The 23,671-nt window shown below is 33.1% G+C and carries 37 protein-coding genes; 1 reads left to right on the top strand and 36 read right to left on the bottom strand.

Features of this window, described 5'->3' with window-relative positions:
- Nucleotides 1-38: 38 nt before the first annotated feature.
- The 6 genes from AB1L08_RS02600 to yyaC form a co-directional block, all read right to left on the bottom strand.
- Nucleotides 39-284 carry a hypothetical protein gene (locus AB1L08_RS02600; RefSeq protein WP_413063109.1) on the bottom strand — a complete coding sequence of 82 codons (246 nt, stop codon included), beginning with the start codon at nucleotides 282-284 and terminating at the stop codon, nucleotides 39-41.
- A 73-nt stretch (nucleotides 285-357) separates the two neighbouring features.
- Entirely contained in the window at nucleotides 358-732 is a 375-nt protein-coding gene (locus AB1L08_RS02595) for a hypothetical protein (RefSeq protein WP_413063108.1), read from the bottom strand.
- A 470-nt stretch (nucleotides 733-1,202) separates the two neighbouring features.
- Nucleotides 1,203-1,547, bottom strand: a complete 345-nt coding sequence (locus AB1L08_RS02590) for a hypothetical protein (protein ID WP_413063107.1) — start codon at nucleotides 1,545-1,547, stop codon at nucleotides 1,203-1,205.
- Between the two features lie 50 nt (nucleotides 1,548-1,597).
- Nucleotides 1,598-1,954 (bottom strand): DUF2493 domain-containing protein, encoded by a 357-nt coding sequence (locus AB1L08_RS02585; protein ID WP_413063106.1) that lies wholly within the window; start codon nucleotides 1,952-1,954, stop codon nucleotides 1,598-1,600.
- Nucleotides 1,955-1,960: 6 nt separating this feature from the next.
- Complete coding sequence (locus AB1L08_RS02580) at nucleotides 1,961-2,107, bottom strand: hypothetical protein (RefSeq protein WP_413063105.1); 147 nt, start codon at nucleotides 2,105-2,107, stop codon at nucleotides 1,961-1,963.
- Nucleotides 2,108-2,170: 63 nt separating this feature from the next.
- On the bottom strand, nucleotides 2,171-2,728 hold the full coding sequence (gene yyaC, locus AB1L08_RS02575) for a spore protease YyaC (protein WP_413063104.1): 558 nt from the start codon (nucleotides 2,726-2,728) through the stop codon (nucleotides 2,171-2,173).
- Between the two features lie 155 nt (nucleotides 2,729-2,883).
- Here yyaC and AB1L08_RS02570 point away from each other — a divergent pair, with 155 nt between their 5' ends.
- Nucleotides 2,884-3,708, top strand: a complete 825-nt coding sequence (locus tag AB1L08_RS02570; RefSeq protein ID WP_413063103.1) for an ATP-dependent DNA ligase — start codon at nucleotides 2,884-2,886, stop codon at nucleotides 3,706-3,708.
- 27 nt (nucleotides 3,709-3,735) lie between these two features.
- Here the strand turns inward: AB1L08_RS02570 and AB1L08_RS02565 are convergent, their stop codons facing one another.
- From AB1L08_RS02565 to dcm, 30 genes are all read right to left on the bottom strand, one after another.
- Nucleotides 3,736-4,080, bottom strand: coding sequence for a YolD-like family protein (locus AB1L08_RS02565; RefSeq protein WP_413063102.1), 345 nt, complete (start codon nucleotides 4,078-4,080; stop codon nucleotides 3,736-3,738).
- 14 nt (nucleotides 4,081-4,094) lie between these two features.
- Nucleotides 4,095-5,324, bottom strand: a complete 1,230-nt coding sequence (locus AB1L08_RS02560; RefSeq protein WP_413063101.1) for a DNA polymerase IV — start codon at nucleotides 5,322-5,324, stop codon at nucleotides 4,095-4,097.
- A gap of 162 nt (nucleotides 5,325-5,486) precedes the next feature.
- Nucleotides 5,487-5,651, bottom strand: coding sequence for a hypothetical protein (locus AB1L08_RS02555; RefSeq protein ID WP_413063100.1), 165 nt, complete (start codon nucleotides 5,649-5,651; stop codon nucleotides 5,487-5,489).
- Between the two features lie 20 nt (nucleotides 5,652-5,671).
- Complete coding sequence (locus tag AB1L08_RS02550) at nucleotides 5,672-5,857, bottom strand: hypothetical protein (RefSeq protein ID WP_413063099.1); 186 nt, start codon at nucleotides 5,855-5,857, stop codon at nucleotides 5,672-5,674.
- 26 nt (nucleotides 5,858-5,883) lie between these two features.
- Nucleotides 5,884-6,069, bottom strand: a complete 186-nt coding sequence (locus tag AB1L08_RS02545; RefSeq protein WP_413063098.1) for a hypothetical protein — start codon at nucleotides 6,067-6,069, stop codon at nucleotides 5,884-5,886.
- 124 nt (nucleotides 6,070-6,193) lie between these two features.
- A complete protein-coding gene (locus AB1L08_RS02540) occupies nucleotides 6,194-6,427 on the bottom strand; it encodes a hypothetical protein (protein ID WP_413063097.1) in 234 nt (77 codons plus the stop codon).
- A gap of 211 nt (nucleotides 6,428-6,638) precedes the next feature.
- Nucleotides 6,639-6,947, bottom strand: coding sequence for a hypothetical protein (locus tag AB1L08_RS02535; RefSeq protein WP_413063096.1), 309 nt, complete (start codon nucleotides 6,945-6,947; stop codon nucleotides 6,639-6,641).
- A gap of 32 nt (nucleotides 6,948-6,979) precedes the next feature.
- Nucleotides 6,980-7,132 (bottom strand): hypothetical protein, encoded by a 153-nt coding sequence (locus AB1L08_RS02530; RefSeq protein ID WP_413063095.1) that lies wholly within the window; start codon nucleotides 7,130-7,132, stop codon nucleotides 6,980-6,982.
- A gap of 75 nt (nucleotides 7,133-7,207) precedes the next feature.
- On the bottom strand, nucleotides 7,208-7,414 hold the full coding sequence (locus tag AB1L08_RS02525) for a hypothetical protein (RefSeq protein WP_413063094.1): 207 nt from the start codon (nucleotides 7,412-7,414) through the stop codon (nucleotides 7,208-7,210).
- A gap of 72 nt (nucleotides 7,415-7,486) precedes the next feature.
- On the bottom strand, nucleotides 7,487-7,696 hold the full coding sequence (locus AB1L08_RS02520) for a hypothetical protein (RefSeq protein ID WP_413063093.1): 210 nt from the start codon (nucleotides 7,694-7,696) through the stop codon (nucleotides 7,487-7,489).
- Nucleotides 7,697-7,907: 211 nt separating this feature from the next.
- Nucleotides 7,908-8,474 (bottom strand): guanylate kinase, encoded by a 567-nt coding sequence (locus AB1L08_RS02515; RefSeq protein WP_413063092.1) that lies wholly within the window; start codon nucleotides 8,472-8,474, stop codon nucleotides 7,908-7,910.
- A 12-nt stretch (nucleotides 8,475-8,486) separates the two neighbouring features.
- Nucleotides 8,487-9,200, bottom strand: coding sequence for a 3D domain-containing protein (locus AB1L08_RS02510; protein ID WP_413063091.1), 714 nt, complete (start codon nucleotides 9,198-9,200; stop codon nucleotides 8,487-8,489).
- Between the two features lie 88 nt (nucleotides 9,201-9,288).
- Nucleotides 9,289-13,164 (bottom strand): DNA polymerase III subunit alpha, encoded by a 3,876-nt coding sequence (gene dnaE, locus AB1L08_RS02505; protein WP_413063152.1) that lies wholly within the window; start codon nucleotides 13,162-13,164, stop codon nucleotides 9,289-9,291.
- Between the two features lie 361 nt (nucleotides 13,165-13,525).
- A complete protein-coding gene (locus AB1L08_RS02500; protein ID WP_413063090.1) occupies nucleotides 13,526-13,699 on the bottom strand; it encodes a hypothetical protein in 174 nt (57 codons plus the stop codon).
- On the bottom strand, nucleotides 13,696-14,496 hold the full coding sequence (locus AB1L08_RS02495) for a DNA adenine methylase (protein WP_413063089.1): 801 nt from the start codon (nucleotides 14,494-14,496) through the stop codon (nucleotides 13,696-13,698). Before AB1L08_RS02495 ends, AB1L08_RS02500 begins: the two co-directional genes overlap by 4 nt.
- Nucleotides 14,493-14,675, bottom strand: coding sequence for a hypothetical protein (locus tag AB1L08_RS02490; protein WP_413063088.1), 183 nt, complete (start codon nucleotides 14,673-14,675; stop codon nucleotides 14,493-14,495). Before AB1L08_RS02490 ends, AB1L08_RS02495 begins: the two co-directional genes overlap by 4 nt.
- Nucleotides 14,676-14,678: 3 nt before the next feature.
- A complete protein-coding gene (locus AB1L08_RS02485; protein WP_413063087.1) occupies nucleotides 14,679-14,852 on the bottom strand; it encodes a hypothetical protein in 174 nt (57 codons plus the stop codon).
- 136 nt (nucleotides 14,853-14,988) lie between these two features.
- Nucleotides 14,989-15,198: a hypothetical protein gene (locus AB1L08_RS02480; RefSeq protein WP_413063086.1), complete on the bottom strand. Its 210-nt coding sequence runs from the start codon at nucleotides 15,196-15,198 to the stop codon at nucleotides 14,989-14,991.
- Between the two features lie 79 nt (nucleotides 15,199-15,277).
- Complete coding sequence (locus tag AB1L08_RS02475; RefSeq protein ID WP_413063085.1) at nucleotides 15,278-15,508, bottom strand: hypothetical protein; 231 nt, start codon at nucleotides 15,506-15,508, stop codon at nucleotides 15,278-15,280.
- A gap of 48 nt (nucleotides 15,509-15,556) precedes the next feature.
- Entirely contained in the window at nucleotides 15,557-16,201 is a 645-nt protein-coding gene (locus AB1L08_RS02470; RefSeq protein ID WP_413063084.1) for an HNH endonuclease, read from the bottom strand.
- Between the two features lie 216 nt (nucleotides 16,202-16,417).
- Nucleotides 16,418-16,765: a DUF3307 domain-containing protein gene (locus AB1L08_RS02465; RefSeq protein WP_413063083.1), complete on the bottom strand. Its 348-nt coding sequence runs from the start codon at nucleotides 16,763-16,765 to the stop codon at nucleotides 16,418-16,420.
- A gap of 19 nt (nucleotides 16,766-16,784) precedes the next feature.
- Nucleotides 16,785-16,973 carry a hypothetical protein gene (locus AB1L08_RS02460; protein ID WP_413063082.1) on the bottom strand — a complete coding sequence of 63 codons (189 nt, stop codon included), beginning with the start codon at nucleotides 16,971-16,973 and terminating at the stop codon, nucleotides 16,785-16,787.
- Between the two features lie 301 nt (nucleotides 16,974-17,274).
- On the bottom strand, nucleotides 17,275-18,003 hold the full coding sequence (locus AB1L08_RS02455) for a DNA-methyltransferase (RefSeq protein WP_413063081.1): 729 nt from the start codon (nucleotides 18,001-18,003) through the stop codon (nucleotides 17,275-17,277).
- Nucleotides 18,004-18,022: 19 nt separating this feature from the next.
- Nucleotides 18,023-18,850 (bottom strand): DNA adenine methylase, encoded by an 828-nt coding sequence (locus tag AB1L08_RS02450; protein ID WP_413063080.1) that lies wholly within the window; start codon nucleotides 18,848-18,850, stop codon nucleotides 18,023-18,025.
- A gap of 66 nt (nucleotides 18,851-18,916) precedes the next feature.
- Nucleotides 18,917-19,729, bottom strand: a complete 813-nt coding sequence (locus AB1L08_RS02445; protein WP_413063079.1) for a DNA-methyltransferase — start codon at nucleotides 19,727-19,729, stop codon at nucleotides 18,917-18,919.
- A gap of 197 nt (nucleotides 19,730-19,926) precedes the next feature.
- A complete protein-coding gene (locus tag AB1L08_RS02440) occupies nucleotides 19,927-20,511 on the bottom strand; it encodes a hypothetical protein (protein WP_413063078.1) in 585 nt (194 codons plus the stop codon).
- A gap of 22 nt (nucleotides 20,512-20,533) precedes the next feature.
- Nucleotides 20,534-20,848: a hypothetical protein gene (locus AB1L08_RS02435; protein ID WP_413063077.1), complete on the bottom strand. Its 315-nt coding sequence runs from the start codon at nucleotides 20,846-20,848 to the stop codon at nucleotides 20,534-20,536.
- 12 nt (nucleotides 20,849-20,860) lie between these two features.
- The gene (locus AB1L08_RS02430; protein WP_413063076.1) at nucleotides 20,861-21,118 is read right to left on the bottom strand and encodes a hypothetical protein; all 258 of its coding nucleotides are present in this window, start codon (nucleotides 21,116-21,118) and stop codon (nucleotides 20,861-20,863) included.
- A gap of 91 nt (nucleotides 21,119-21,209) precedes the next feature.
- Complete coding sequence (locus AB1L08_RS02425) at nucleotides 21,210-22,502, bottom strand: RNA-guided endonuclease InsQ/TnpB family protein (RefSeq protein WP_413063151.1); 1,293 nt, start codon at nucleotides 22,500-22,502, stop codon at nucleotides 21,210-21,212.
- Nucleotides 22,450-23,661: a DNA (cytosine-5-)-methyltransferase gene (gene dcm, locus AB1L08_RS02420; protein WP_413063075.1), complete on the bottom strand. Its 1,212-nt coding sequence runs from the start codon at nucleotides 23,659-23,661 to the stop codon at nucleotides 22,450-22,452. Before dcm ends, AB1L08_RS02425 begins: the two co-directional genes overlap by 53 nt.
- Nucleotides 23,662-23,671 lie beyond the last annotated feature (10 nt).

Genomic DNA, 23,671 nt, shown 5'->3' with positions numbered 1-23,671 from the left:
TTTCACCCCTTCTTATCTAAATAAAATTAGACTTTTATTTAATTGTTATTTAGATTATATATTTGATCTTCAGGAACTCGATTTTTATTTTCTATCGGATATACTGATTCTCCATTTGTGGCAAACACAATCCAGTCAGGATCATTCATGACAATATAAAAACTGTATTTGTACTCATGTATGTCTTCTTCTGTCTCATGAACAAAGAATCCACTCTTTTGATCAAATGTAAATACTGGAGCTTCTTTATAATTTACATCTCCAATATAAATAGCCTTTAACATAGACTGTCGCCTCCTTTTATTTTAAAAAGAGTGTTTCATTATTATTTATTTCATAGTGTGTTTGCAATATGAATTAGCCCAACTTTTCAAAGATATTTGTGACATCCTCGTAATAGCTAATATCAACAGTGTAGACTTCATGGTCAGTATGTTGACCTTCTTCTACAAGCTCATAGTTGTCTTCCTCATCTAACCATTTAACAAATCGTTCGTACTTCCAACCGTGTTTTGTTTCAGTTATTGTAAAATCATTTAAGTTGATGAAACGAGATAAGTTTTCTTCTACTTTCTTTTTTAATTCTTCTTTTCTAGTTGTCCGCCAACCATCCATTACTTTCCATGTTGATGGATTGAACATCATTCTTGAGTAAAGAGATCCTGACCCATCTTTTCTTTTAAAATCCTCGTATACTGTCATATAAAATGTATCTGGATAAACTTTATCCATTCACCTTCACTTCCCTGTTCTAAATTTGGTTCTAATTTCCTTATTAAAAATTTATAATCATACGCATTATTTTTTTAAACTTGGTCATACTATTGACACGAGAGAGGAAAAAGAGGGAAAAGGATGACTTATTGGTTATCCTTTTTGATATAGGTGAATGAAAAAACAAGAATCTTCACTAATAATACTCTGATTTTTTCATCACTCTTCCTCTCTCCTCCACAATCAATGAAACAAGAGATTTATTCAATAATTACTTCCTCTAGGTCATCTAAATCTGTCAAATGGTAAATCTTGTTCAATCCACCTGATACGCAATAAGTACCTTCTCTATGTATAACTGGTTCCAGCCAACAAGTACCATATTCATTAATAAAACGTAACCTATATTCCTGGCCTTCAATTATAAAAATTATCCCTTCAGTATAAATAAATCCACCTCATTTCAAGTAAAATGATTTTATTACAATTTATTTCAATTTTTGGCTGCAATATCTGCAAAAAGAATCATTTTTTGATATTTTCTGCTGACATCTTGAGCAAAAATAATAATTCCTACCTTCGTATTGTCTGCATGTAACTTCTTTTACGTCAGTAAGACTGTTGCCTTTAGTAACTAAAGTCTTACTTGGCTCAATTCGAAACTGGTTATGTTCCCAGTCAAAACCAAGACCTGCATATCTAACAGCACTTGATGCCCTTGCACCCACTGAACTTTCTGAAAGTGTAATTAAAACTGGCACATTTTCAGGTTTTTCATAGCATAAATGCTCTATTGTTGTGTCAATTATTGTTTTCAATTCCATTAAATTCACAAAATCACTCCTTTTTAAGTATATTTCTCGCAATAAACTCCATATTTTATTTAATATCTAACAATCTTCAATTTCAATCCTTTTCTCTTTGCATTGTCTATCATATTCTTTGTTCCACGGCTCACTCCGTCCCAAAAAACTACGCATGCATCAGCATACTCACTCATTTCTTTGTTTCTAATTGGACCTGCTGCTTTCCCATTTTTGTTCCAATCAGCCGGAAACAGTTTTAATGCACATCCTTTTTCTTTAGCAAATCTTTCACCTAATTGATCTGCTCCCCTGGCAGTTCCCGAAATAATTTCAACTTCATTAGGATGTCTACCAAATAAAAAGTGAATTAACTCTCGTTCTAGTAATGGATAATCGTCAAAATCTCTACTACCAGCTACAATAACTTTATACAATTTTACTCATATCCTCATGATGATTTTTAAAAATGTCTTCAAACCTCTTTTTACTTTTTCATCTTTGATTGTGTGTCTTAAAAATCCGATATCACCAAGTGTCTTATAACATGCAATTAGTCTTCGATGAAGAAGGGTATTTACATCTTCCATTTTTAAATTCCTCCTTATAAACCCGGTCTTTTATTTAGTTATATATGCTTACAATTTTTATTCTTATACTACTGCTACAATATTGTTACACTTTAAAGGAAAGGCACTCTCAATAGCCGCTACACATTGTTTAGAAAGCTCAATAACATCAGATAATCTTAAATTTGCCATTCTCATTAAATTCATATAAGAGTCCTTCGTATCACCGCTCACAATTCCATTAATATGAAAATCCCCAACAGACGGTAAATTTTTTCCTACTCCACTCCCTGGAAACAATTTTCCACTGTGGAAAGAGAGTAATCCAATATTTTTTTCACTACTTACACTCGCGTCAATAGCTATTACAGTCCTATTTTTCGGAACCTCCTTCATTCTATCTTCTAAGTTTTTTGCGTGAACAGGATCGTCTATTGTTCCAATTACATTGTCGTAGCCTTTCTCTTTAAGAAACGTTCCAACAAATGGCCCAAATGAATCTCCTATATTCCTGTCTGTCCCTATACAAACGAAAAACACTTCATCATTTATGTATTTACTTAAATCTTTTGCCAACTTATTTGGCTCATTACTATATCTTCCCAGTCTTACACCTTCAAAAATCTCTTCGTTTCCTGCCATCTCTGATCTTCCTCCCTTTAATTAAATAATTGTTTTATGTTATTTATGTTATTTATGCCTTATGCTTGTTTTTTGTTCTTTTACAAGACTTACCAACCTCACCACACATGACTCGGCTAATCTCACCATGCTAAAATTTATTTGAGGTGTTAAATATGTTCATTTCTCCAATGCTGCTACATAAATCTAACCTACCATTTGATGACGACTCATGGATCACTGAACTCAAACTAGATGGTTTTCGATGCATTTGGACTAAATTTAATGGCAAAGTAAAAATTTATACGCGACACAACAATGAGATAACTGCAATGTTTCCTGAGCTTCACACTCTTGCTATCCCTGATAATACTATCCTTGACGGTGAAATAGTTGTTACAGATCATCAAGGTAAACCGAACTTTGAGTATGTTATGGAGCGTTTCAAATCCAAAAAATCACAACATAGAATAACATTTTGCGTGTTTGATATTGTTTATTTAAATAAAGATAATCTATGTAAACTCCCTCTTATTGAAAGGAAGGAAATCATTGATAGTTTAATCGCAGAAGATACACAGTTACTCACAAAAGTTAGCTGGCTAAATGGTAATGGTGTTGCTTATTTTGACCTAATAAAACAGTATGACCTTGAAGGTATTGTACTCAAGAAGTCAAACTCAACCTACCAAATAAACAGACGTTCGCAAGATTGGATAAAAATAATTAATTACAAATATGGAAATGTGTTAATCTCCGGCTTGCGAAAGGATAAATTTGGACTTCTGTTGAGTTATGAGAATGGTAAATATGCTGGCTTATTAGAGTTCATGCCACCGCAAAACCGGAAACAATTTTATAGAATCTATAGAGATTACATTATTAAAGAAAATGACAAGTATCTTTACTTAGATCCAAAAATTAAGATAAAGGTCAAGTTTCGTAATTATACAAGTAAAGGTTTGCTTAGAATTCCTAGTTTCGTGGAGTGGGTATCATAACCCCTCACATACATAATAAGTCATTGCTTAAGCCATCCTTACATCAACAATATTTTTTATTGAAATTTCTTCGGTATCTGTATCTAAGATCACACTCAGGTTCTTGGTTATCGGATTAAATTTGTTAATATAACACTTCTTCTCAATAACATTCCCCAAATGATAAATGGACAAATATACAGGAACATAGTCTTCAATGGCAATTGTCAATAAATCATTTATTTCCATCCATTTTTGTTCATCTAAAATTGGCTTATCAATCAACTCTTTACGGGAGTTATGGGAAATAATTTTCTCTGTGTGCTCAGGCAACATCATCCTGCTTGATTCCCACCTTAGATTTTGATTTTTTGTTAATTTATTGATTTTCATATCTAAAGTCTCCTTTATTTATAGTGACCACCAATTTTTGAGGCTCTTTCTGTAGCCTGACCAGCAACAGTTAAGGATGATGCTCTATATAATGCAGTGCGTCCATACTTATCCCAAATAGAATCAATAGCTTTGTTTAATTGCTCTCTACGCAAGTAATTATTAAATAAATCAATCTGATAATTGTCTGCTGGCTGTAAGTTGGAAATACCAACACTTAAACTGCGTATTGGTTCTCCATTCCAAAATTGTAGCAACAATTTGTAAGCCGCATTAAAAATATCCAGGTCATAATTTGTCGGCACTGATAAAGTAATTTGACGATTAAAACCAGTAGGATAATCAAAATCTGCACCTCTGACGCCACAGGAAATTGTTACTCCCATATAGCCTTTCTTTCTGCATCTTCTAGCAACTTCGGTACATAGTTCTAATAGTACAACCTTTATTTCGTCTAAATCCATATAATCTCTGGGCAAAGTCATATGATGGCCAACTGATTTTTGTTGATTATGCGTCTTGACGGTAACGGGTGAATAATCTATCCCGTTTGCTGTTTGCCAAAGGACTTCTCCGTTTATTCCCCATCTTTTCTTCAGTGATTCAACTGGAAATTTAGCCAGTCCTCCAATTGTGGAAATTCCCATTCCATTTAAATTTCGTTTCATTCGACTTCCTACACCAAACATTTTTCCAACTGGCAACTTCCAAAGTTGGTCTATGTTGCTATGATCTAACCGGAATATGCCGTCTCTTTTCTTTTTAGCAAAGTTATCACATGCCATTTTTGCAAGTATTTTATTAGGGCCAATTCCAATCCTAGCATATATCCCCGTATCCTCCATAATTTTTGCTTGGACTTTCTGAGCAATTTCAAATTGATTTCCAAACAACTTTAGACTTCCAGTAACATCCATAAATTGCTCATCAATACTAAATGGTTCAACTAAATCAGTAAATTGCTCCATGATCTCTTTAATCCGTATTGATACTTCAATATATAATTCCATATGTGGTCGTACTACTTCAACATGTGGACATTTTATTTTTGCAGATCCTAAAGTCTCGGCGGTGGTAATTCCATAATTTTTTGCTAATGGACATGCAGCAAGGACAATGCCACTTCTGCGCTCAGGATCTCCCGCAACAATCACGGGCTTATTTTTTAATGAATTATTACAGACTTTTTCAACTGAAGCATAAAAAGACTGCATGTCAACTAAGAAAATCACTTTATTTGCCAATTTTAATCACCTCTAATCGGAACACTTGTTCCCTATATATTATACACGAGGCAAATATTTTTATGCAAGGCGATTTTAACTGGAAATAAAATCTATGTCTTGTTTAACATATAATGACTTTAAGTTACTTATAATGTGTTTAAATTTACCTGCTGTTCAAAATCATTCATGTTTATCATTTTCAATTGTCTTTTCTGGTTCTGTTGATCCTTCATAGTGTATACCTTCACTTTTTAATGCTCTCATAAGTCTAACTATAAATAATTCAGACTCAATATTTTCATCAACATTCATTTCTCCATTAACTTTAAATTTTTTAGATTTCACAGAAACTCCTCCTGTCCTGTTCATTCTTCAAATATCAGTTTTGTATTATATAATGCATCAACCAATGTTCTCTTCTCTTCTTGATACTCTTGGGTAATTTCTTCCACTTCTTTAGATGTAATAACCCCCTCTGTCCTTCTTACACTTAAAAGATTTATTAATTCATCAATTTTGTTAATACGTTCGACAGCCTCAAATGCATACATTGTCTCTGTTCATCTCCTTTTTCTTTTTAATCAATAAGTTCAAGTAATAAGTTAAAGCTTTTATCTTCAATCTTAATATGTTTGCTTAACATCCACTCAATCTCTTTGTCTATGATTTTCTTAATTCCCCCCAATTCACTATCATCAAGTTCATTAATGTCATCTGCTACTTCTTCAATAAATTCAATTGAATACTTTAATTTTTTTGTCATGTTTATTCTCCTCACCATTAATTATATTTTATAACATTATGTTGTTAATGTAAACAATAATCTTTAAAAAAGGCTTATATGTTTACTCATTCCATATAAGCCTGTGCCATTGTGTCTATATTTTTTATTTAGATGAACCATACAAATCAGCAATTAATGCTATCAGTCCCAATAAAGTACAAATTGCTATATATAACCACTGATTTTCGATAAAATCTCTAATTGCATATGGTTCATCATAGTCATTTGGATCAACCTTAAATAATACTTTGTCTATATAAACTGTTTTTAACCCCACAGTAAATCCTACGACCAACCAAATTATTAAGCTAATTCCAAGATAGTATCCAAAAGTCAATTCCTTCACTTCCTCAATTTTTAAAAGCCAATGTATTTTAAAATTAAGCTATCATCATAAAAATTTGTCCCAAATACTTTCCATTTCATTTAGCCAATTCTTTATATATCCATATTCAGTACAAATTATGTTCAAAATGTCTACAACTTGAGCATATACTTCCGTCATTTATTCTCAATGAATCATTCCTCTGTTTTATAAATTATTCATTTTATTCATTAACTAAATATGCTAACTTAATCATTCTGAACCCTGCTCCATTTGTGAATGAATATGACAAATGTGAATTATCATATTTTAAATCAGATAGTTCACTTGCATATCTTGGGAAAGACTCTCCATATAAGTTTCCGATTATACTATTTCTAGTAATTGACCTTCTTCCCTTTGCTTCGTTAATATATTTGTCCCAACTTTCAACTTCGATTACTCTTGACTGAAAATCAAAATGCCTCTCCATCTCTTCAAGATATATTTGAAAACCTGTATCTACAGAAATATTTGTCTCTATAACTTTCACCATGTTATCACCTTTCATCTCCGAACTGCGAACTACTGTCTTTTCATAAAATCGACTAAATCTCTTTGACTTAGGAAATAAGTCATACCGTTTTCGTCAACAAAATTGTATGTTCCAGAGTACCCGACAAACTTAGCTTTATTTACTTTACAAAATTTTTCTATCATTCTTTTCATTGCACTCACAATTCCCACTCCTTCGAATTTTGTATTAATTACTCAATAAAATTATCCTTTTATCACATGCCTTCATCAATGTGATTAAAATCTTTTGAAGAAGTCATCATTAAAACCTTTACTTATCTTCTTATTTGTCCTTCCAATAATAGAACTGGCAAATACAAACCAAATAATATAAATTGATAGTGAGACAATAGTTGGTAATAATACTAACCACCAACTCCAATCAATTGTTCCGATAAGCTTCAGTACAATAAATACAATTGTTAATATTTCTAAAATACCCATGTGCACACTCTCCTTTAATTTAGTTTATTTATTTTTCTTTTGTATCAACTATTTCTCAATAAAATCCCTGTTTTATCTAATAGCTACTTGCGGTTTAATATGAGTATTCTTCATGCGATCTTCTAGTTCTTTTAACTCTTTGACATATCCTTGTTCAACTTTAGCAAGGATTTGTTTTTCTTGAGAAAACTCATGAGGATCTAACCTGGCATTCGCTAAATTAAGTGCAGCAATAATATCTTTTATTTCCTCACATTTACTTACAGCCTCAAATACATTCATTAACAATCATCTCCTATAGTTTTTTATTAAAAATATTGCATTGGTTATGTCACTCATATTAGTGGCCTTATTAAGAAAGTCAGGTGTAGAGATGTTTTCTTTATTCATCTCCACTTTGTCAAATATTTTCCAATAAAGTAGCACTACCTGCCTTTCTGTTTTAATCTTATTTCCATAATTGTCTAATATATATTTAACTTGCTTTTGAATTTTATTGTTCATGATAAGTTCCCTTTGCTTTAAGTAATTCTTTAATAACTATTTGATGTGCTTCAATCTGTGCCTTTTTCAAGTCATCATTAATAATTACATAATCAGCATATTTTTCATTTTCAATCTCATTCGTTTTTTTCAGGTACTCTAGCCTTCTTTTGATATTTGATTCGTTGTCTCCACGTTTTAACATTCTCGTAGCAAATACATCTAGACTCGGTGGCTTTATGTATATAATCACAGATCTATCTCCAAGTCCTTCTTTTAATGTCTTAGCACCATTAATATCCTTTGTGCAATGATAAGGAGTGCCACTTAACAGGTTTTCAATGGAGTGTTGTGGTGTGCCATACAAGTTTCCCGCATATTCTGTTGTTTCATAAAAAAGACCTTCTCGTTGATATTTAATAAATTCTTCGTGACTGATTTGGTTAATGTGGTATCCATCAATTTCTCCTTCTCTAAGAGGTCTTGTGGTGTAATTTGTCATAAAACTAATAGGAAGAGAATGTTGAATTGATGATTTGCCAGAACCACTGGCTCCCATGAAAATGAATAACTTCATTGAATCACTTCCTTAACCTTCTTTGATAACTCTTACCTTAACGTTGTGTCTTCCTAACTTATATGCCTTACTTTTACTCTCTACAAGAATATCAATTCTGTGATTTTTAATATCACCACCTGTGTCACCAGCCAATGCTGTAAATGATTTATAAGGTGTTTTAATTTCTAATAATGATCCTAGTGAAATTACATTTGGATCAACTGCCACAACCCGATGTCCTTGATGATAAACTGTATTGCTTACATTCCATCCTAGAGCAGTTTTTCCCGTGCAGCCGGTATTACAAAATGCGTCATAGTAAGTTGCTTCAAATGTCATCCATTCTTCTTGATTGTTGTTTTTACTGTTGTCAGACTGAGCAACAGCCTGTTCAGGTTTGCTACTCATTTTTTTAATTTTGTCGTTTAGTTGGTTAATCTCAGTGTCTTTTTTCTTTAACTGTTCTTGCAGATCACTGTTCTTCTTGTTTAGTATTTTCTCACTCTCTTTAAGTTTGTTTAACTCACCTTCTTGCTTCTCCAGTTGGTTGTTTTTATCAAATATTTCATCCATCAAAGACTCGTTTTTTCTTTGTGTTTTTCTTGATTGTTGCTCGGTTTCCTCTTTTTCCTTTTTAATAACATTAAGTTGTCTTTGTTGGATGATTCCACATAGCAACACTGCTATAACCAGCGATATAACAAGAAAGTGTTTTTTATTGTTTTTTATTTTAGGTAAATTCATAAAGTTAATACTTCGACTATTACTAGCTGAATAGTGTGTACATCTAGCAATCAGTCCAAAGCTACCATCCTTTCGTTGTTAGATTTATTTACACTTTTGCTCTTTCTGATTGGATTCCGATACTGCCATCTGAGCGTACTTCTGTGATCAAATTGACCGTGTGTTGGCCTTTTGGTGCTTTTAAAACAAATTGATCTCCACGTCTAAATCCACGCATTAAGACTAAATTTCCACGACTCCACCAAGATTTTTCTTCGATTTTTCCATTAATCTTGATTTGTTTATCATAATGAGCGAACGATCCTGCGTATGTCTTCGCTAACACAATCCCTGTTGGAGTTAAAACTGTAATAGTATGAGAGTTTTTATTTTTATCTATTACCGTACCGACAATTGTGTGCAATTGATAATCTTTAATTATTCTACCTTGCCATTCACGTTCATTGATCACAACAGGTTCTTCAGGCAATTCATTAAAATCGCTTATCCCATATCGCTTATAATCAATATCTTCGAGTTCATGTTTTTCACTGTAAAAAGAAACTGAGTCCATTTCCCAACTTTCTTTAGTACCTTGTGCGTGTTGATTCCACAACTCATGAAATTGGGCAATGTTAAACCGTCTCACAAAATCTTTGTCTTTTAATAGTTCCATCAAGGGAGCCATTTTTTCTTTGTATTCTTTTTCAAATTTCTTCTCATCGACTAAGATATGATTACCTAAATAGTCATGAATACATTCATCTGTAAACTCATTTTGGAAGAACTCCTTAGCGAAACTTTCATTGAGAATGAGTATCCTATTCTTTGGCTTATCAACTTTTTGATGAACATGTTTCTTGATGTAATTTCTAAAGTTATAATACTCCTTAAACTTATTTAACTCAGGCGTATCAAGTAGTCCTAGATTAATCACTCTAGAAAGATTCTGTCCATTAAGTGAATCCTTTACATCAACTTCTTTGACCAAAAATTGTTTCATGATTTCAATAGGTGTATCGAATTCATTGAAACACCCTGCCTTAATTAACTGTAAAATATGTTGACGTTGGATTAATTTAGTTTTGTATAAACGCTCATAGAAATCTTCAAATGACGTGTATGGACGATTGGTAATGATTGTGCGTACTATGTCGTCACCGATACCTACGATGCCTTTTAGTGAATAAATGATACGATTATTATTAATATCAGGAGTAAAATCAAAGTTTGCACTATTAATTAAAGGAAGTTCAACTTTTACATCGTAACCTTTAAGATCACCAATAGCCGTAGCGATTTTTCCATAATCTGTACTTTTAGTTTTTTCTCCTTCTTCAACCTCTGTTGATCCACTATTGATTGTAAGACAAGCTGTGTACCAAATAATAGGTGAATAGTCTGCACATATTAGAATATTCTGGAGTCCTACAACAGAATATGAGATCGTGTGAAGCACACTAAAACCATACCCTCTCATTCTCCCTATTTGCACATTCCACACATAATCAAGAAGTTCTTTTCGTGTTCCTAATTTTTTACCACCTTCATAAAACTCCTTCTTTGCTGATTCATATGCCTTTGGAGACTTCTTGGCAATTGATTTCCTAAGCCTGTTCGCTCCTGCTACTGATAGACCAGCAATCCTTTCATCCATAGCAAGGTTCATTGCTGTCTCTTGTTCAGCAGCAACACCTGCAATATGTTGGACATGTTCTTCCATAATCGCAATATCTTCTTGATTTAAGCCCCATTTTTTCATTTCCTCGTACCATGTATCAATGTTTTGCTTATGCTTAACAAAGGCATCAATTGGAGACTCGCCATCTTCAGTCATCAGTCTGACTAAACTGTTCACAGTAGCCATTTCAACGAGATTAGAAGGTTTGGCCTTGTATAACGCCTGTGTCATTACACTAGTATCAAACTGAAATAAATCAGGAATTTTTCCACTCGAAAGCCACTCATAATACTCTGGTTTATTTAAATTCATATTGTCAGGACTAAAGTATTTTGTGAATGTTTTTCTGAGTGTTCCTTGCCATTCAATTAATCCTTCATCTAACATTATCTCCATAGATTTTTGAATCTTTGAGATGTTGTTGACACCCAAAATATCGTATTTAATATTTCCGCAGTATTGAGCATCATCGAGTGAATACTGAGTAATAAGAGTTCCATTTGGTGCTCTCATGAATGCGCCTGTTTTTAGTAAGCTTTCATCACCGACTAGCACTCCACCAGCATGGATACTTCTCTTATCACAAAGACCTTCAATTTTTTCTGCAACTTCACGTAGTCTTGGATATTTTTCAATTTCACGAATAAACTCAGGAACCTTTTTGCGTCCTTCTTCTTCATTCCCATATAAGCAATCAGAGATTGAATAGTTTTGACCCCTGCTCACTGGTATTAAAGAGGCTATGTAATTTGCAGTTTCAAGATCAATCCCTAAACCACGACAGGCAGTTTTAATTGCTGATTTTGATCCAGTTGTTCCAAATGTTGCTACTTGTGCAACCCTATCCTCACCAAATTCTTCTCGCATACGCTGAAACGTGTGTGCACGTTTTTCAGGTGATTGATCAACGTCAATATCAATGGCTGAAATATCCCCTCGTGACTTATGCAAATGTCTCCAATGAGGCATTTCAACACCCATCTCTAAAGGATTAATCATTGTTATCTTCAATAAATAACAAATTAAGAATCCAGCAGCACTACCCCGTCCAACGCCCACTACACTTCCTTCAGTTAGACTATCGTTTCCACATTCATCTGCCCACATTAGGCTAACAATTTTTTGCATAGTATTGTAGTAACTGGACATTGACTGTCCTAATTCTTGGGAGATATGCCATATTTCTTCAAGCTCTATGTTTATTCGAGCAAGGACTTCGTGAAATTTTTCCTTTGACATTTCAGGTGAGTAGATTAATTCAATAAACCCTTCTTCAATTAAATGAAGAAGATAGCGATCTTGTTCACTTTCAGATTGACTAATTAATTTAATATATTCATATTGTTCATATCCTGGCTCAAATAAATGCTTTAATTTAAACTCAGGCAGCTCTATACGTGGAATGATAGTTGGGTTTTCTAAGCTATAATCTTCACACATGTCACCAATTTTTAGAGTGTTTTGCATAGCTTCATCAATAATTTCACTATTTAAATAAAAAAGTTTCTCGTAAATTTCTTCTGTTGTGTGAAGATACGTGTTAGCGTAGAAGCTTGCAACTTCTCTTTCACCTTCTTTAGCATTTAAGAAAGCTTCATGTATTGGTGCGTCTTCGGGTCTCAGGTAATGTGTATCTGATGTCAGAACCAATGGTAAATTTAACTCCTGTGAAAACTTAACTAGCCATTCATTGACTATTTTCTGTTCTCCATCTGCACCAGGTTGTAACTCCAAAAAGAAATTTCCTTTTCCAAAAATATTGGAACACCACCTGAGAAAATCACGGGCTTTATCATAATCACCATTTAAAATATGTATTGAACTTTCCGAACCGAGACAAGCACTTGTTCCTATAAGTGTATTAGGATACTTTTGCAATACTTCTTCTAATTGCTTCTTTGTTGTTGGTGTGCGCTCCATGAGTCCTGTATAAAATGATTGACTCCAAGCTTGTGAACTTAAAACACGCAAGCACTCATGACCTAATTTTGACTTACTTATTAAAAGAAAATGGGGAAATTTTGTTTCTCCTGATTTGTAATTGTCCCTTACTTCTTCTAAGGAATTTACAAGGTATATTTCGTTCCCGTATAAAAGGCGGAAGTCGCTTGGTATTTTTTCTTCTTTTTTAAATTGTTTTACATACTTATCTGCGATGGGGTGAGCCGAAATGCACTCATGATCCGTAATACACACACCCTTCTTCCCCAATTTAGCTGCTGTTAAAATTAACTCATCTACAAAATTGGTGCTATCGAGAAGTCGAATGTTCGATCTATCAGTATGATTATGTAGCTCAATCATGCACAAGTTTACCAATCCTCCCTTCATAGTCCTCTATATACAACCATTTATAGCCCCCAGAAGTCTTTTGTCTACTTTGGTAGATCAATAGTATACCACTAGCCACATGCTCCTCCATATTTTAATAAGCTCTCCAATCTATTCTCCTCATCCTTACAAAACAAGGATGCAGATTAATCTCTACACCCTTTTATTATATGTTATTAGATTATTTATGTCAAATAAAAATTAAAATTTGCTTTTCAATAAAAACGGGTATTGAACTTTCAGTGTGAAATCTTGATAATTTTTCATTCAAAACACCCTATCTATTAAAATTTAAAATGTGTGGTTCGTATGAACTATCAGGGTGAAATTATTTCTATTTAAAATAAGTTATTGTTCCATTAGCATCCATTTGACTTTTAAATCCAAATTCTTCAATCGCTAAATCACTAACTTTAACCGAATCAACACATTTTTCCGAATCATATATATCATAACCATTCATTATTAAAAACTTTTCCATCTCGTGTTCAAGCATATAATGTATCATTGTTTCACCTCGAAGTTTGTTATTATATATTCTTTTCGACTGGACACTTTATCTGAATCCTTGTTTAATGTGCATTTAAGTTCCTTATCAATGAAGTAATATCCTTTATATAGCTCTGTAATTTGAGTATCTTGATTTATACTCAAAATAAATTTACCATTAATGTTTGATAATGTATCAGCTAATTTAATATGGTCTTCAATAGTAAATTCACTTTCGTATCCATATTGGTTTAAATACGGTGGGTCAAGATAAAATAACACTTCTTGGGTTTCTTTAGATGTTTTTCTTTGGTCATACTTTGCTATACAATTTTTCCAATCTAAATTTTCAATCGTAACGTCTTTTAATCTTTCATAAATTGGAGTCATAAAACCTTGAAAATCATCCGTTAAAGAGCAAAGTCTATTTCTTCTTGAATTACTCGTGCCAAACCTTGGATTGTTCATATCTCCACCAAAACAAGTTCTATTTAGGTAAAAAAACCTTACAGCTCTATCCAAATCGGTTAGTTCGCTTACGTTTTGGAGTTTATACTCCATAAAAATTTCTCTTGAAGGTATCAGATAGTTACATTTCTCTTTAAAATTATCAAAATCAATTTGAATTACTTTCCAAAAGTTTATTAACTCTGAATTAATGTCATTTACTACTTCTTGTGTAGCTTTATGCTTGGAGAATAAGGTTGATAATCCTCCACCAAATACCTCTACATAGCACTTATGCTCAGGCATTATTTGGACAATTTCTTTTGAAAGTCGAACTTTTCCGCCGACCCATCTTAGAGGAGTTTTCATCCGATACACCTCCAAACTTCTTCTGTATCCAATCCAACATATTCAGCAAAACAACTCGGACAAAGTTCCATTGTATCTACTTCCTTATACCATTCTGTGAAACAATCACATTTATCGCAGAAGAAATTCTCACCTTTATAGAGCTGTTTTTCTTTCTTTTTTCTAATTCGTTTATTCATAATTCACCCACCCGAACTTTTATATAATTTACTTTCAACCATCTCGAAGAATACGCTTGGAGTTAGTGTTTTGCTATCTGACTCGTAAGTTTCCATTAGACCAAAAAGCCTACATAGGAGCATTGTTTTTTCTTCGTCTTTCAACATTGTCATTTTTTCAAACAAATCATCTCTCACATTTGATTCTCCTCATATTTGTTTAATTTATTTTTAATTTATTTTCACACTGAAAGTTAAAGAAACTACTTGTCTATCTATTTATAAACTTCTTACTCTACCACCCTGAAAGTTGCATACCCATAAAAACATAATTTTATTTAATAGCATCTTTTTCAATTAAGGTTTCAGATGATATATTAATTTTATCTCCTTTGATACGAACACCTTCTTCACTAACATTAATAACTGAAATGATGTCATCTTTACTAGCTTTACTCTGCATCTCCGATGTTAAAGTGTTGATTTGACCTTGAAGGTCGTTAATTTTGTCATTAAGAATATCTATATCAATTTTATTGCCCATTTTTTGTTCCTCCTTATAATTATTAAGTTTAACTCATTAAAACTCTTCTTTTATTTCATTTAATTTTCGTACTGTGCCATTACATTTTCCCTGCGGCTCTTTTAGAACGCTCCCACCATATCCCTTTTGGAACAAAGTTGAATCCGTAAATATCGAAGAAAATATCGTTACTCATTGAAAAGTACGCTTTCCCTAACTCAACAGCATCATAGGTTTCTACTAATTCACCGTTGCCGTTATAAACAAAGACCTTACTTCCGACTTGTTTGGGATTTTTGATACTGTTTTTGATAAAATTATCCAAATCCACAATCTTCACTCCTTCGCTTTTTGTGTCTTATATGTAATAAATCAGAACTTATATCGCATTACTGTTCTTACAGTCATACCTCATCCAGTAATAAATTTTTAAATATCTTTCTCTCGAGTAATTAGGATGCTCAACGTTGTACCACTGGTTTAGCGTTGATGTGCGTTTGCTTGAGTTGCAACTTTTACAGCTCGGCACGCAATTTTTTATGTCTTCTCTACCATCGTGTATGACATGCTCCTTGTGTAGTTGCTGCTTATAAGTTAACCTATGGGCCTCTTCACTCATCCCGCAATAAGCACATTCATGGTTAAAATATTTCTTACAGCGATCCCATTCTTCTTCAGAAATATTGTGTTTCTTGCTATTGTATCTTTGGGCATATAGTTTTAACTTATCTTTGTTGTTTTGTCTCCATCTTCGCTCGTTGCCTTTTAGTTTTTGATTTATTGAAATTTTTCTCAAAGTTTCTTTTCTCTTTGGGGTTTTTGCATAATTGTTATCCCACTCTCTGAACCTTTCTCGATTTGTGTCTCTCCATATTTGAACATTTTCTTTAACGCAATCTTTGCATTTTGGGTTATAGTATGTATAGCTATTTCCATTTTTATTTGTTTTGTTCTGAGAGTAAAATTCCTCTAGCGTCTTTTCCTCTCCGCATTCATTGCACTCTTTTACATCTATTCTTCTCACCTCTCAATATCAATAAAATCAAACATTTATTTAGTGCTCTACATTCCCACTTAATCGACTAATTGAATAGTTCATAATCTCAGTTGCCTTATAAACCTTTAGCAAAGATTCTAGGTAAATACGATGTTCATCTAGCAAGCTTGGTTGTTCGAGAATCCTTTCTATTACATCTATTGCTTCCATAATTGAAGTTGATTCCATTTCATCTCTCCTTTATCAATATGTCATTGTCATTAACACAACAATCTGCCCCACATGAATCAATTGATCTGAAAGCAATCCACCTTTTAAAGCATCCAATTTCTTATACCAAAGTTTATTTGTTGCTTTGAGATAGTCAGCAATTGTATGGACAACAAAAAGCAATATTACATCAATCAAACCAATATCTAAGCCTAATAACACTCCAGCAATTGCAATGCAACCTGTCCAAATCCCTGCGTGTGAAACTAGGATAATATGATTCTTACCTTTCATGTTGGCTAGAAAATCTCCCTGCAAGGGATAATCTGCTAATAAGTGTGCAAACATTAACCCTAAAAATATTAAAATTGTAGTCTCCATTTAATTCCTCCTGTCATTTCTATTGGTTAGCAATAGCCTCAATTTCCCATCTAGACAGCTGCAATATTGATAGAAAATCTTTTGTAGAGTTTATGTAGCCTTGTTTGTAATCAGGATCGTCCACCGCAAACTCGCTATCCCAATCTTCAAACATGTCAATAATTTCTTTTGCTTTTGATTTAGTTAATCGTATATCAATATATTTCACTGTACTCACCTCAATAAAATTCAGCTTTTATTTTAAATATAAATTACATATACTGTTATCCATTCATTTTTTCTCTCTGTGTAAGTGTACTCAACCTCTGTAACTAACAATCTCTTACTTTTGCCGTTTTCATAAATTACTAGAACGTCATCTTTTCTTGGTATGTTGCTGCTATTGATTTCTGCGACTTCCATATCACAACCATCATGATCGAAATAGCCACATGTGCCACTCTTAATACATATAGTAAACATTTAAAACACCATCTCCCCTTCTCATTAAAACTGAAAATTTATTGTATTTAGACCAATTCTTTTATTCTAGGTTCTATTATTTCTCTTATGTACTCAGTGCTTAATTCACTAGCAATATAATTCCTGTTATTAGTTATGCATGAAACTATATCAGTTCCAGAGCCAGCAAAAGGCACATAAACTAAATCGTTTATGTCACTACTCGCTCTAATTATTCTATTAGAGCTTGCTAATGGTTTTTGTGACGGAAACCCCTTTATTCTTTCTTTGCTCATATTATTCCATTTAAACTCCCATATATTTGAAGGAATTCTAGTGTCTCCTTCTTTTGCCCCTTGTCTGGTTGCTTGCTCTCTGATGTCTTCATGGTTAAATTTATAGTTTTTTCTATCATTGACAAAATACAGCAGTTCTTCTTTTTTATATGAGAAGTTTGTTTTTCCTCTAAAACCATACTCTCTTCTCCAATTTATCCAGTTTTTAAATTCAAAATATTTATCAAATATCAGTGCTAATTTTGCAAAAACTAAATTATTTTCTCCAAAACACCCCCAACAATAGATTGAACCATCTGGTTTTAAAATTCTTTTAAATTCTTTGATTCTCTCTTCAAACCATTCTAGATAATGAATTTCTGTACTCCATTGGTTATCCCAACTATCTTTTACAATTCCAAAATACGGAGGGTCAGCAAGTATCAGATCCACGCTTCCTGTAGGCAGCCTCTTCATAGTCTCTAAACAATCTTCATTATAAATTTGATTTAACTTAACCAATATGTCACCTCGTATTAATTTATTTTATATATAAGCTTTCTTGAACCTGTTGTACTACTTGATTCTTTAAATCTTTAAAGCTACTTCTTCCACTATGCAAGTATATGTGCTTGCTGTATAGTTCCTTTGGTACTTCGTATGTATTATCAATCTCGTCTCTTTTGCCGTCAAAGCTTAATAAATAATCAGCGTTTTGTTTTCCTAGCCACTCAAAAAAATTATCATAATCCAACTGACCATAATACATTCCTTTTGTGTTTGCATATGGAGGGTCGAGATAAATAAAATCACCTTCTTTAGATTCAATCTCTTCATAGCTTTGTTGAATAAATTGCACGTTATTCTCATTTAACTTAGTAGACCAGTCAAAGATGATTTTCTTTAATGTGTTAGGTACAATTCCTTTTCTGCTAAAGTGTAATGAAGTATTAAATTCTCCTTTAGAGTTATATCTGATCAATCCATTTGTGCAGGTTCTAGACAAGAACAGAAAGTCGTGAGGATTCTTTTCTTTGTTAAATCTTGCTCTAATTGTGTAAAAATACTCTTTTCTTCTTTCAACATCATCATCTGCATTAAGTTCATTCCATAGTCTCTCATAAGTCTCTAGCAAACTATCTGGGTTGCTTTTAATCTCATTCCACAACGCAATTAGATCACCATTAATGTCGCTGCATATGTATTTATTTACCTTAATATCACTATGTAGTAGGCGGAACAATACACTAGCTCCACCTACGAATGGCTCATAATATGTATCAATTTTCTTTGGCATGAGAGACACAATGTTTTTGGCTTGACTTCTCTTACTTCCACTCCATTTAATTGCTGGTTGTAACGCTGGCAATTAATCACCTCATATTGTTTTATTTTACTTTTGTTGCGATAAAATCTAAAATTTATTAATATGTATTTAATTTACTAATAAGTTGCTAATACGCTCATTAGCATAATTGTAGAAGCTTTCATCTAGCTCATACCCTATGTAGTTTCGTCCTGTATTGACACATGCTTCTGCCAAACTACCTCCACCAATAAAAGGATCAATAACTACATCCCCTACATCACTAGAAAGCTGTAGTAGCCATTCTAAGAACTTAGGGTTTTTTGGGGTTGGATGTGGGTTTCCTTTATTTTGTGAGCTATTTAAAACTGCTGGCGGATATCCATCTGAAACCTTCCACAATACTGGAAACCTAGTTTTGTATTCATTTGTTGGATTGGCATATCTATTTAGTCTTTTACCAGCAGGTTTTTCATTTTTAATTAATTTAGTTTTATTAAAAATTCGTCTTCCCTTATGTGCGAAAATTACCATTTCTATATTGTTAGCAAACGAACCCTTTAGATCACCTAGTCCTCCTGCTTGCATTTTCTCTGCCACAATCAAATTTTTAATATTAAAACCAACTTCTGTAAGCTGTTTATGGTGCTCAGGATATACATCAAACCGTGTAAAGAAGTAGGCGTGTGAATTAGGCTTTAGCAGCTTATAAACTAGTCCTCCGAATGTCTTATAATTAGGTATATCATCATTTACTAATTTACTTTTCTTTTTTAAACTTCCATTACTCTGATAGTCAATACCGTATGGAGGATCGGTTACACATAAATCAATACACTCACCATGCTCTTCATACAGTTCCTTCATGCCCTCTATGCAGTCTACATTGTATATCTTGTTTGTTAGCAATCTAACACCTCTTGATCTTGCCCCTCTTTCCATGCCAATACTCCAACGGATTTGCATTCAGGACACTTTTCTTCTCCAACACTTACCAGTCCATCAAAGTTGCAATTACAACATTTAACGTTATCTTTATACAACTTCATCACTCCTAAAATCAATCTCTCGTTTTCTCTGTTTTACTCTTGTTTACTCTGTTTTTCAAAGCCGTTTTTACGATAAAACGGTGATTTTATTTAAGTATTTAAAAGTCTTAATTTCTCATTTTTCAAGCGCTCAAGTTCTTCTTCAATTTCTTGCAATCTTCTTTTCTTTAATTCTTCGTCATGATCTATGCCCTCTTTAATCCATTCTCTTTCTAGTTTCCACATATCACGCTCAACTCCATCAAATGAATGAGAGGCAACCTTTCTTATTTTAGTCACATAAATACTTGGAGCAATCCAATCACATCCATCGCCACAGCATCTATGTACAGGATCATAACCTTTCATTTCAGGAGTACAAACGCAATATCCCCAATATCTTTCATCCGTAAGTAAATCAATCTTATATTCATGATCAAGTATTGATTGCCATCCGTAATCATTAGAGGGGTCTTCATTATATAAGTTGACTGTAAAAATTCCGTTAGTGTACCCACCAGTTTTATCTGCGTCATAATCAATATCCCAATGATACTTTTCAGTGTCATCAATCAACTCTTTCAATGAAACTTCTATTTGCTTTAAGGTCTCATAATAGGGTATAAATGTTTTTATATTATCTTTGTGACGACTCAACAAATACTCTTTAAATCCTTCAAAGAAATTGCCTTTCATGTGATCACATCCTTGTTGATTTTTATAATGCACCAATAAAGTATCCGACAATCAATGTTGCCAAAGCCAAAGTTCCTAATTTCACAAAACTTGTTATGGTATCCATAAGTGATTCTTTAGGAGTTTTATTCATAGCCTCTTTCATATTCCCCGTTTTCATAAACAAAGCTCTCACAAAAATCACTGCAAACGCACCACCATATCCAATAGATTCAACTGGAACTAGATATGTAACCAGTACATTCCAAACAAACATAATTGTAAATGGTGTCGCTACAAAGGCCAACACGAGCATTAGAATAATATTTATTAGATTGATGTAGTCTTTCTCTTTCATGATATCTCTCCTTTATCCAACTCTTTCAAATGTATAAATAGTATTCAGTGTAGTAACAATTAAAAGATCATCAGTCTCATCAATACTTTCAACAGCACTTGTTCTTAATACACCACTACCATCTACATATTCAATAAGCATACAATAATCAATTTTTAGTAAAGCGATAGTTAGTAAGTGTCCCTTTCGTCTATACTCTCTTTCTGTTGGTTCTCCAGTTTCTCTATTTCTAGATGACTCGTATCTATAAACTCCAGGAATTGAATTCATGGAGTCACCTCCTTTATTTCATATATTCTTTTCGTTTTTTAATTTCGGTATTGCGATAAAACTTATCTTGCATTGTGATTTAAAATCTTTACTAGGCAATATTTATCCTAACTGGGTGCAATGATACACCCTCTATCCTGTCATACGAAAATTCAGGATTACATTTTCTGAGAATGTTGTAACTTCCATTTACATCAGCGTTGATCAATGTTCCGTTTTTACTTTTATATAATCCTCTTTTAACTCGCCTTCCACTGAATTCATAATTACCAAATTTAAATGGGAGAAAATCATTATCTATAAAGCTTGCTGCGCTTGTATATTGCTCCTCAATGACTATCACTTTAATGCCACATTCTTCTCCCTTGTATTTCAATTGATCTATCAGTTTTTCGAATGGTATTTGGACAAATTTTTGATTGGTCTTTCTGCTCATTTTGCTGTTTCTTTGCCAATCTTTATTCCTTCCAATTGCAATGTTGTCAATATCATTCTTCAGGCAATAATTGATAATATGTCTGCTAATCTTATGAAATTGAGTCTCAACAATATTGTTCCGTTTTATGTTTAACTTCTTTATTCTATTGCTGGTTCTTCTACCTACATATGATCTCAATTTTGCCAATTTCTTGTTATAGTATTGATTAATGGATTTTAATATCCTGCCGTTTATAACAATAGATTGCTTTCCTATGTTATTAGTCAACGTAGCAAGATTGTCTATTCCTAAATCAATCGAAAGATAACTGCTGTTTATATTTTTCTTTATTTCTAATTCTTTTCTATACACCACAGCAATTTTATAACATGATCCATAAGGAATGATTTGAACTTGTCTAAACATATCTTTTGTAACACTTGTTTCTATAAAGTAATCTGTTTTAGGAAACTTATATTTCCCATCTTTTAAAGTTCCTTGTTGGTAGTCATAGAACACAATATTCCGTCCATCTTTCTTTTTATACCTAGGCAGTCTCGGCTTTCCAGTATATTTACTCTTATTTTTAGACCAGTCTTTTATAGAAATAAAGAATGATTTCCAATTGCGCCCAAGTGCTATAATAATTTGCTGCGATGTTTTTGCTGGTAATGCCTTAAAAACTTCTTCATCCTTTAGGATTTTGTTTAAATCAAACGCACTAAGTGCTCTGCCTTCACTTATAAATAATTTTCGCATAAGATAGTTAGCATGGTTGTATAAATTCTTTGAGTGAAGACACACTTCATCACAGTAGTTGAATAACCTGTGTTTTTTGTTGATAATATGAATTTCCGATCTAAGAATTTGAATAGCTCTCACCTCCTCTCTGTTATAATTCAATAATTCTAAGTTACTTATGTGGATAAAAATCAAGCAAGCTTTTAAAAAGCTCTTCGCATACATTGACCACAATAGAATTACCAGCCATACCATAAAGCCTAGTCTTTGATCTGTCTCTGCCTTTATAAAATTTATCGTTTACTGCTTTTCTTGCTATTTCATAGTCCTCATCTGTGAAACCCATCAACCTAAAAGCTTCCTTATTGGTCATTTCTCTGATAAAAAGATATTCCCCATTCTCAATCAAGTCTGACTCATCTTTAACCAACCTATAGTTTCCATCGGCTTTAACAGCAAGTTTTAACCCCTTAATGTCAATCTTTGAGGCATTTTCAATTATCTCGCTCAATTCAACAGGGTCTTTGCCATTGAAGACAGCTACCATAAAATCTTTAGGCACTGTAGTAACTGTATTGCTAAAGTCATCTTTTCTAACTTCTAATTTCTGAGGCTGGCCCATGTAACTTCTTGTTCTCAAGCTACATCCTTTAACGACTACAGATGGGATGTGACCTCCTCCTGATGATGTCCTAATAGTAGGAGAATACTCATTAAACACTCTTGCTTTCGATTCTTTAAACCCACCATAAATATTATGTAAGATTGGTAGTGTTGCATCCTCTTCAAGAAAATCCGCTAAGTTTCCTGTGGTTGAAAACGGCTTAGGAAATTCGAATCCTTGGTCAACATCTTTTCTCACGCTTACCACAAAAACACGTTCTCTATTCTGAGGGATTTTGTAGTCCTTGGCGTTCAATACCTTCCAATATGAGTTATAACCCATTCCATCTAATTCTTCTAACCACTTATCAAAGTCAGGCTTAAATTTCTTACTGACAAGATTCTTTACATTTTCAGCAATCATATACTTAGGCATTTTCTCTCTCGCAACTCTCATTGCTTCCCATAGCAGACTTGATCTTGTCTCACTTCCCTCTGAGAATCCTTTTTGTAGACCAGCAGCAGACACATCTTGACAAGGAAATCCGTATGTCATTAAATCAAAATCGGGAATATCGCTCGCTTCAATTGCACTAATATCTCCTAAATTTAACTCTCTTTTTACCCCCTTATGAATGGCGCAATAGGCTTCAATTGCATATTCATCAATCTCGCTAAAACCAACTATATTGTAATCTGCCCCCAGGTTAGTCAGGGCCTTCTCAAATGATCCAATCCCGCTAAACAGGGAGAGCACTCTTAGTTTTTCTATATTAATCACCCTCAAATAT

Source organism: Siminovitchia jepli, from assembly GCF_047228825.1.
Taxonomy (GTDB): Bacteria; Bacillota; Bacilli; order Bacillales; family Bacillaceae_C; genus Siminovitchia.
Note: the sequence above shows the minus strand (reverse complement) of the source record. Positions and strands in the feature narration are given on the sequence as shown.

Bases quoted from the DNA above. Each gene is read 5' to 3' on its own strand.
- AB1L08_RS02600 (WP_413063109.1), bottom strand. From the start codon at position 284: ATGTTAAAGGCTATTTATATTGGAGATGTAAATTATAAAGAAGCTCCA.
- AB1L08_RS02595 (WP_413063108.1), bottom strand. From the start codon at position 732: ATGGATAAAGTTTATCCAGATACATTTTATATGACAGTATACGAGGAT.
- AB1L08_RS02580 (WP_413063105.1), bottom strand. From the start codon at position 2,107: ATGGAAGATGTAAATACCCTTCTTCATCGAAGACTAATTGCATGTTAT.
- yyaC (WP_413063104.1), bottom strand. From the start codon at position 2,728: ATGGCAGGAAACGAAGAGATTTTTGAAGGTGTAAGACTGGGAAGATAT.
- AB1L08_RS02570 (WP_413063103.1), top strand. From the start codon at position 2,884: ATGTTCATTTCTCCAATGCTGCTACATAAATCTAACCTACCATTTGAT.
- AB1L08_RS02565 (WP_413063102.1), bottom strand. From the start codon at position 4,080: ATGAAAATCAATAAATTAACAAAAAATCAAAATCTAAGGTGGGAATCA.
- AB1L08_RS02550 (WP_413063099.1), bottom strand. From the start codon at position 5,857: ATGTATGCATTTGAGGCTGTCGAACGTATTAACAAAATTGATGAATTA.
- AB1L08_RS02545 (WP_413063098.1), bottom strand. From the start codon at position 6,069: ATGACAAAAAAATTAAAGTATTCAATTGAATTTATTGAAGAAGTAGCA.
- AB1L08_RS02525 (WP_413063094.1), bottom strand. From the start codon at position 7,414: ATGGGTATTTTAGAAATATTAACAATTGTATTTATTGTACTGAAGCTT.
- AB1L08_RS02520 (WP_413063093.1), bottom strand. From the start codon at position 7,696: ATGAATGTATTTGAGGCTGTAAGTAAATGTGAGGAAATAAAAGATATT.
- AB1L08_RS02515 (WP_413063092.1), bottom strand. From the start codon at position 8,474: ATGAAGTTATTCATTTTCATGGGAGCCAGTGGTTCTGGCAAATCATCA.
- AB1L08_RS02510 (WP_413063091.1), bottom strand. From the start codon at position 9,200: ATGAATTTACCTAAAATAAAAAACAATAAAAAACACTTTCTTGTTATA.
- dnaE (WP_413063152.1), bottom strand. From the start codon at position 13,164: ATGATTGAGCTACATAATCATACTGATAGATCGAACATTCGACTTCTC.
- AB1L08_RS02500 (WP_413063090.1), bottom strand. From the start codon at position 13,699: ATGATACATTATATGCTTGAACACGAGATGGAAAAGTTTTTAATAATG.
- AB1L08_RS02495 (WP_413063089.1), bottom strand. From the start codon at position 14,496: ATGAAAACTCCTCTAAGATGGGTCGGCGGAAAAGTTCGACTTTCAAAA.
- AB1L08_RS02490 (WP_413063088.1), bottom strand. From the start codon at position 14,675: ATGAATAAACGAATTAGAAAAAAGAAAGAAAAACAGCTCTATAAAGGT.
- AB1L08_RS02480 (WP_413063086.1), bottom strand. From the start codon at position 15,198: ATGGGCAATAAAATTGATATAGATATTCTTAATGACAAAATTAACGAC.
- AB1L08_RS02465 (WP_413063083.1), bottom strand. From the start codon at position 16,765: ATGGAGACTACAATTTTAATATTTTTAGGGTTAATGTTTGCACACTTA.
- AB1L08_RS02445 (WP_413063079.1), bottom strand. From the start codon at position 19,729: ATGGAAAGAGGGGCAAGATCAAGAGGTGTTAGATTGCTAACAAACAAG.
- AB1L08_RS02440 (WP_413063078.1), bottom strand. From the start codon at position 20,511: ATGAAAGGCAATTTCTTTGAAGGATTTAAAGAGTATTTGTTGAGTCGT.
- AB1L08_RS02435 (WP_413063077.1), bottom strand. From the start codon at position 20,848: ATGAAAGAGAAAGACTACATCAATCTAATAAATATTATTCTAATGCTC.
- AB1L08_RS02430 (WP_413063076.1), bottom strand. From the start codon at position 21,118: ATGAATTCAATTCCTGGAGTTTATAGATACGAGTCATCTAGAAATAGA.
- AB1L08_RS02425 (WP_413063151.1), bottom strand. From the start codon at position 22,502: ATGTATGCGAAGAGCTTTTTAAAAGCTTGCTTGATTTTTATCCACATA.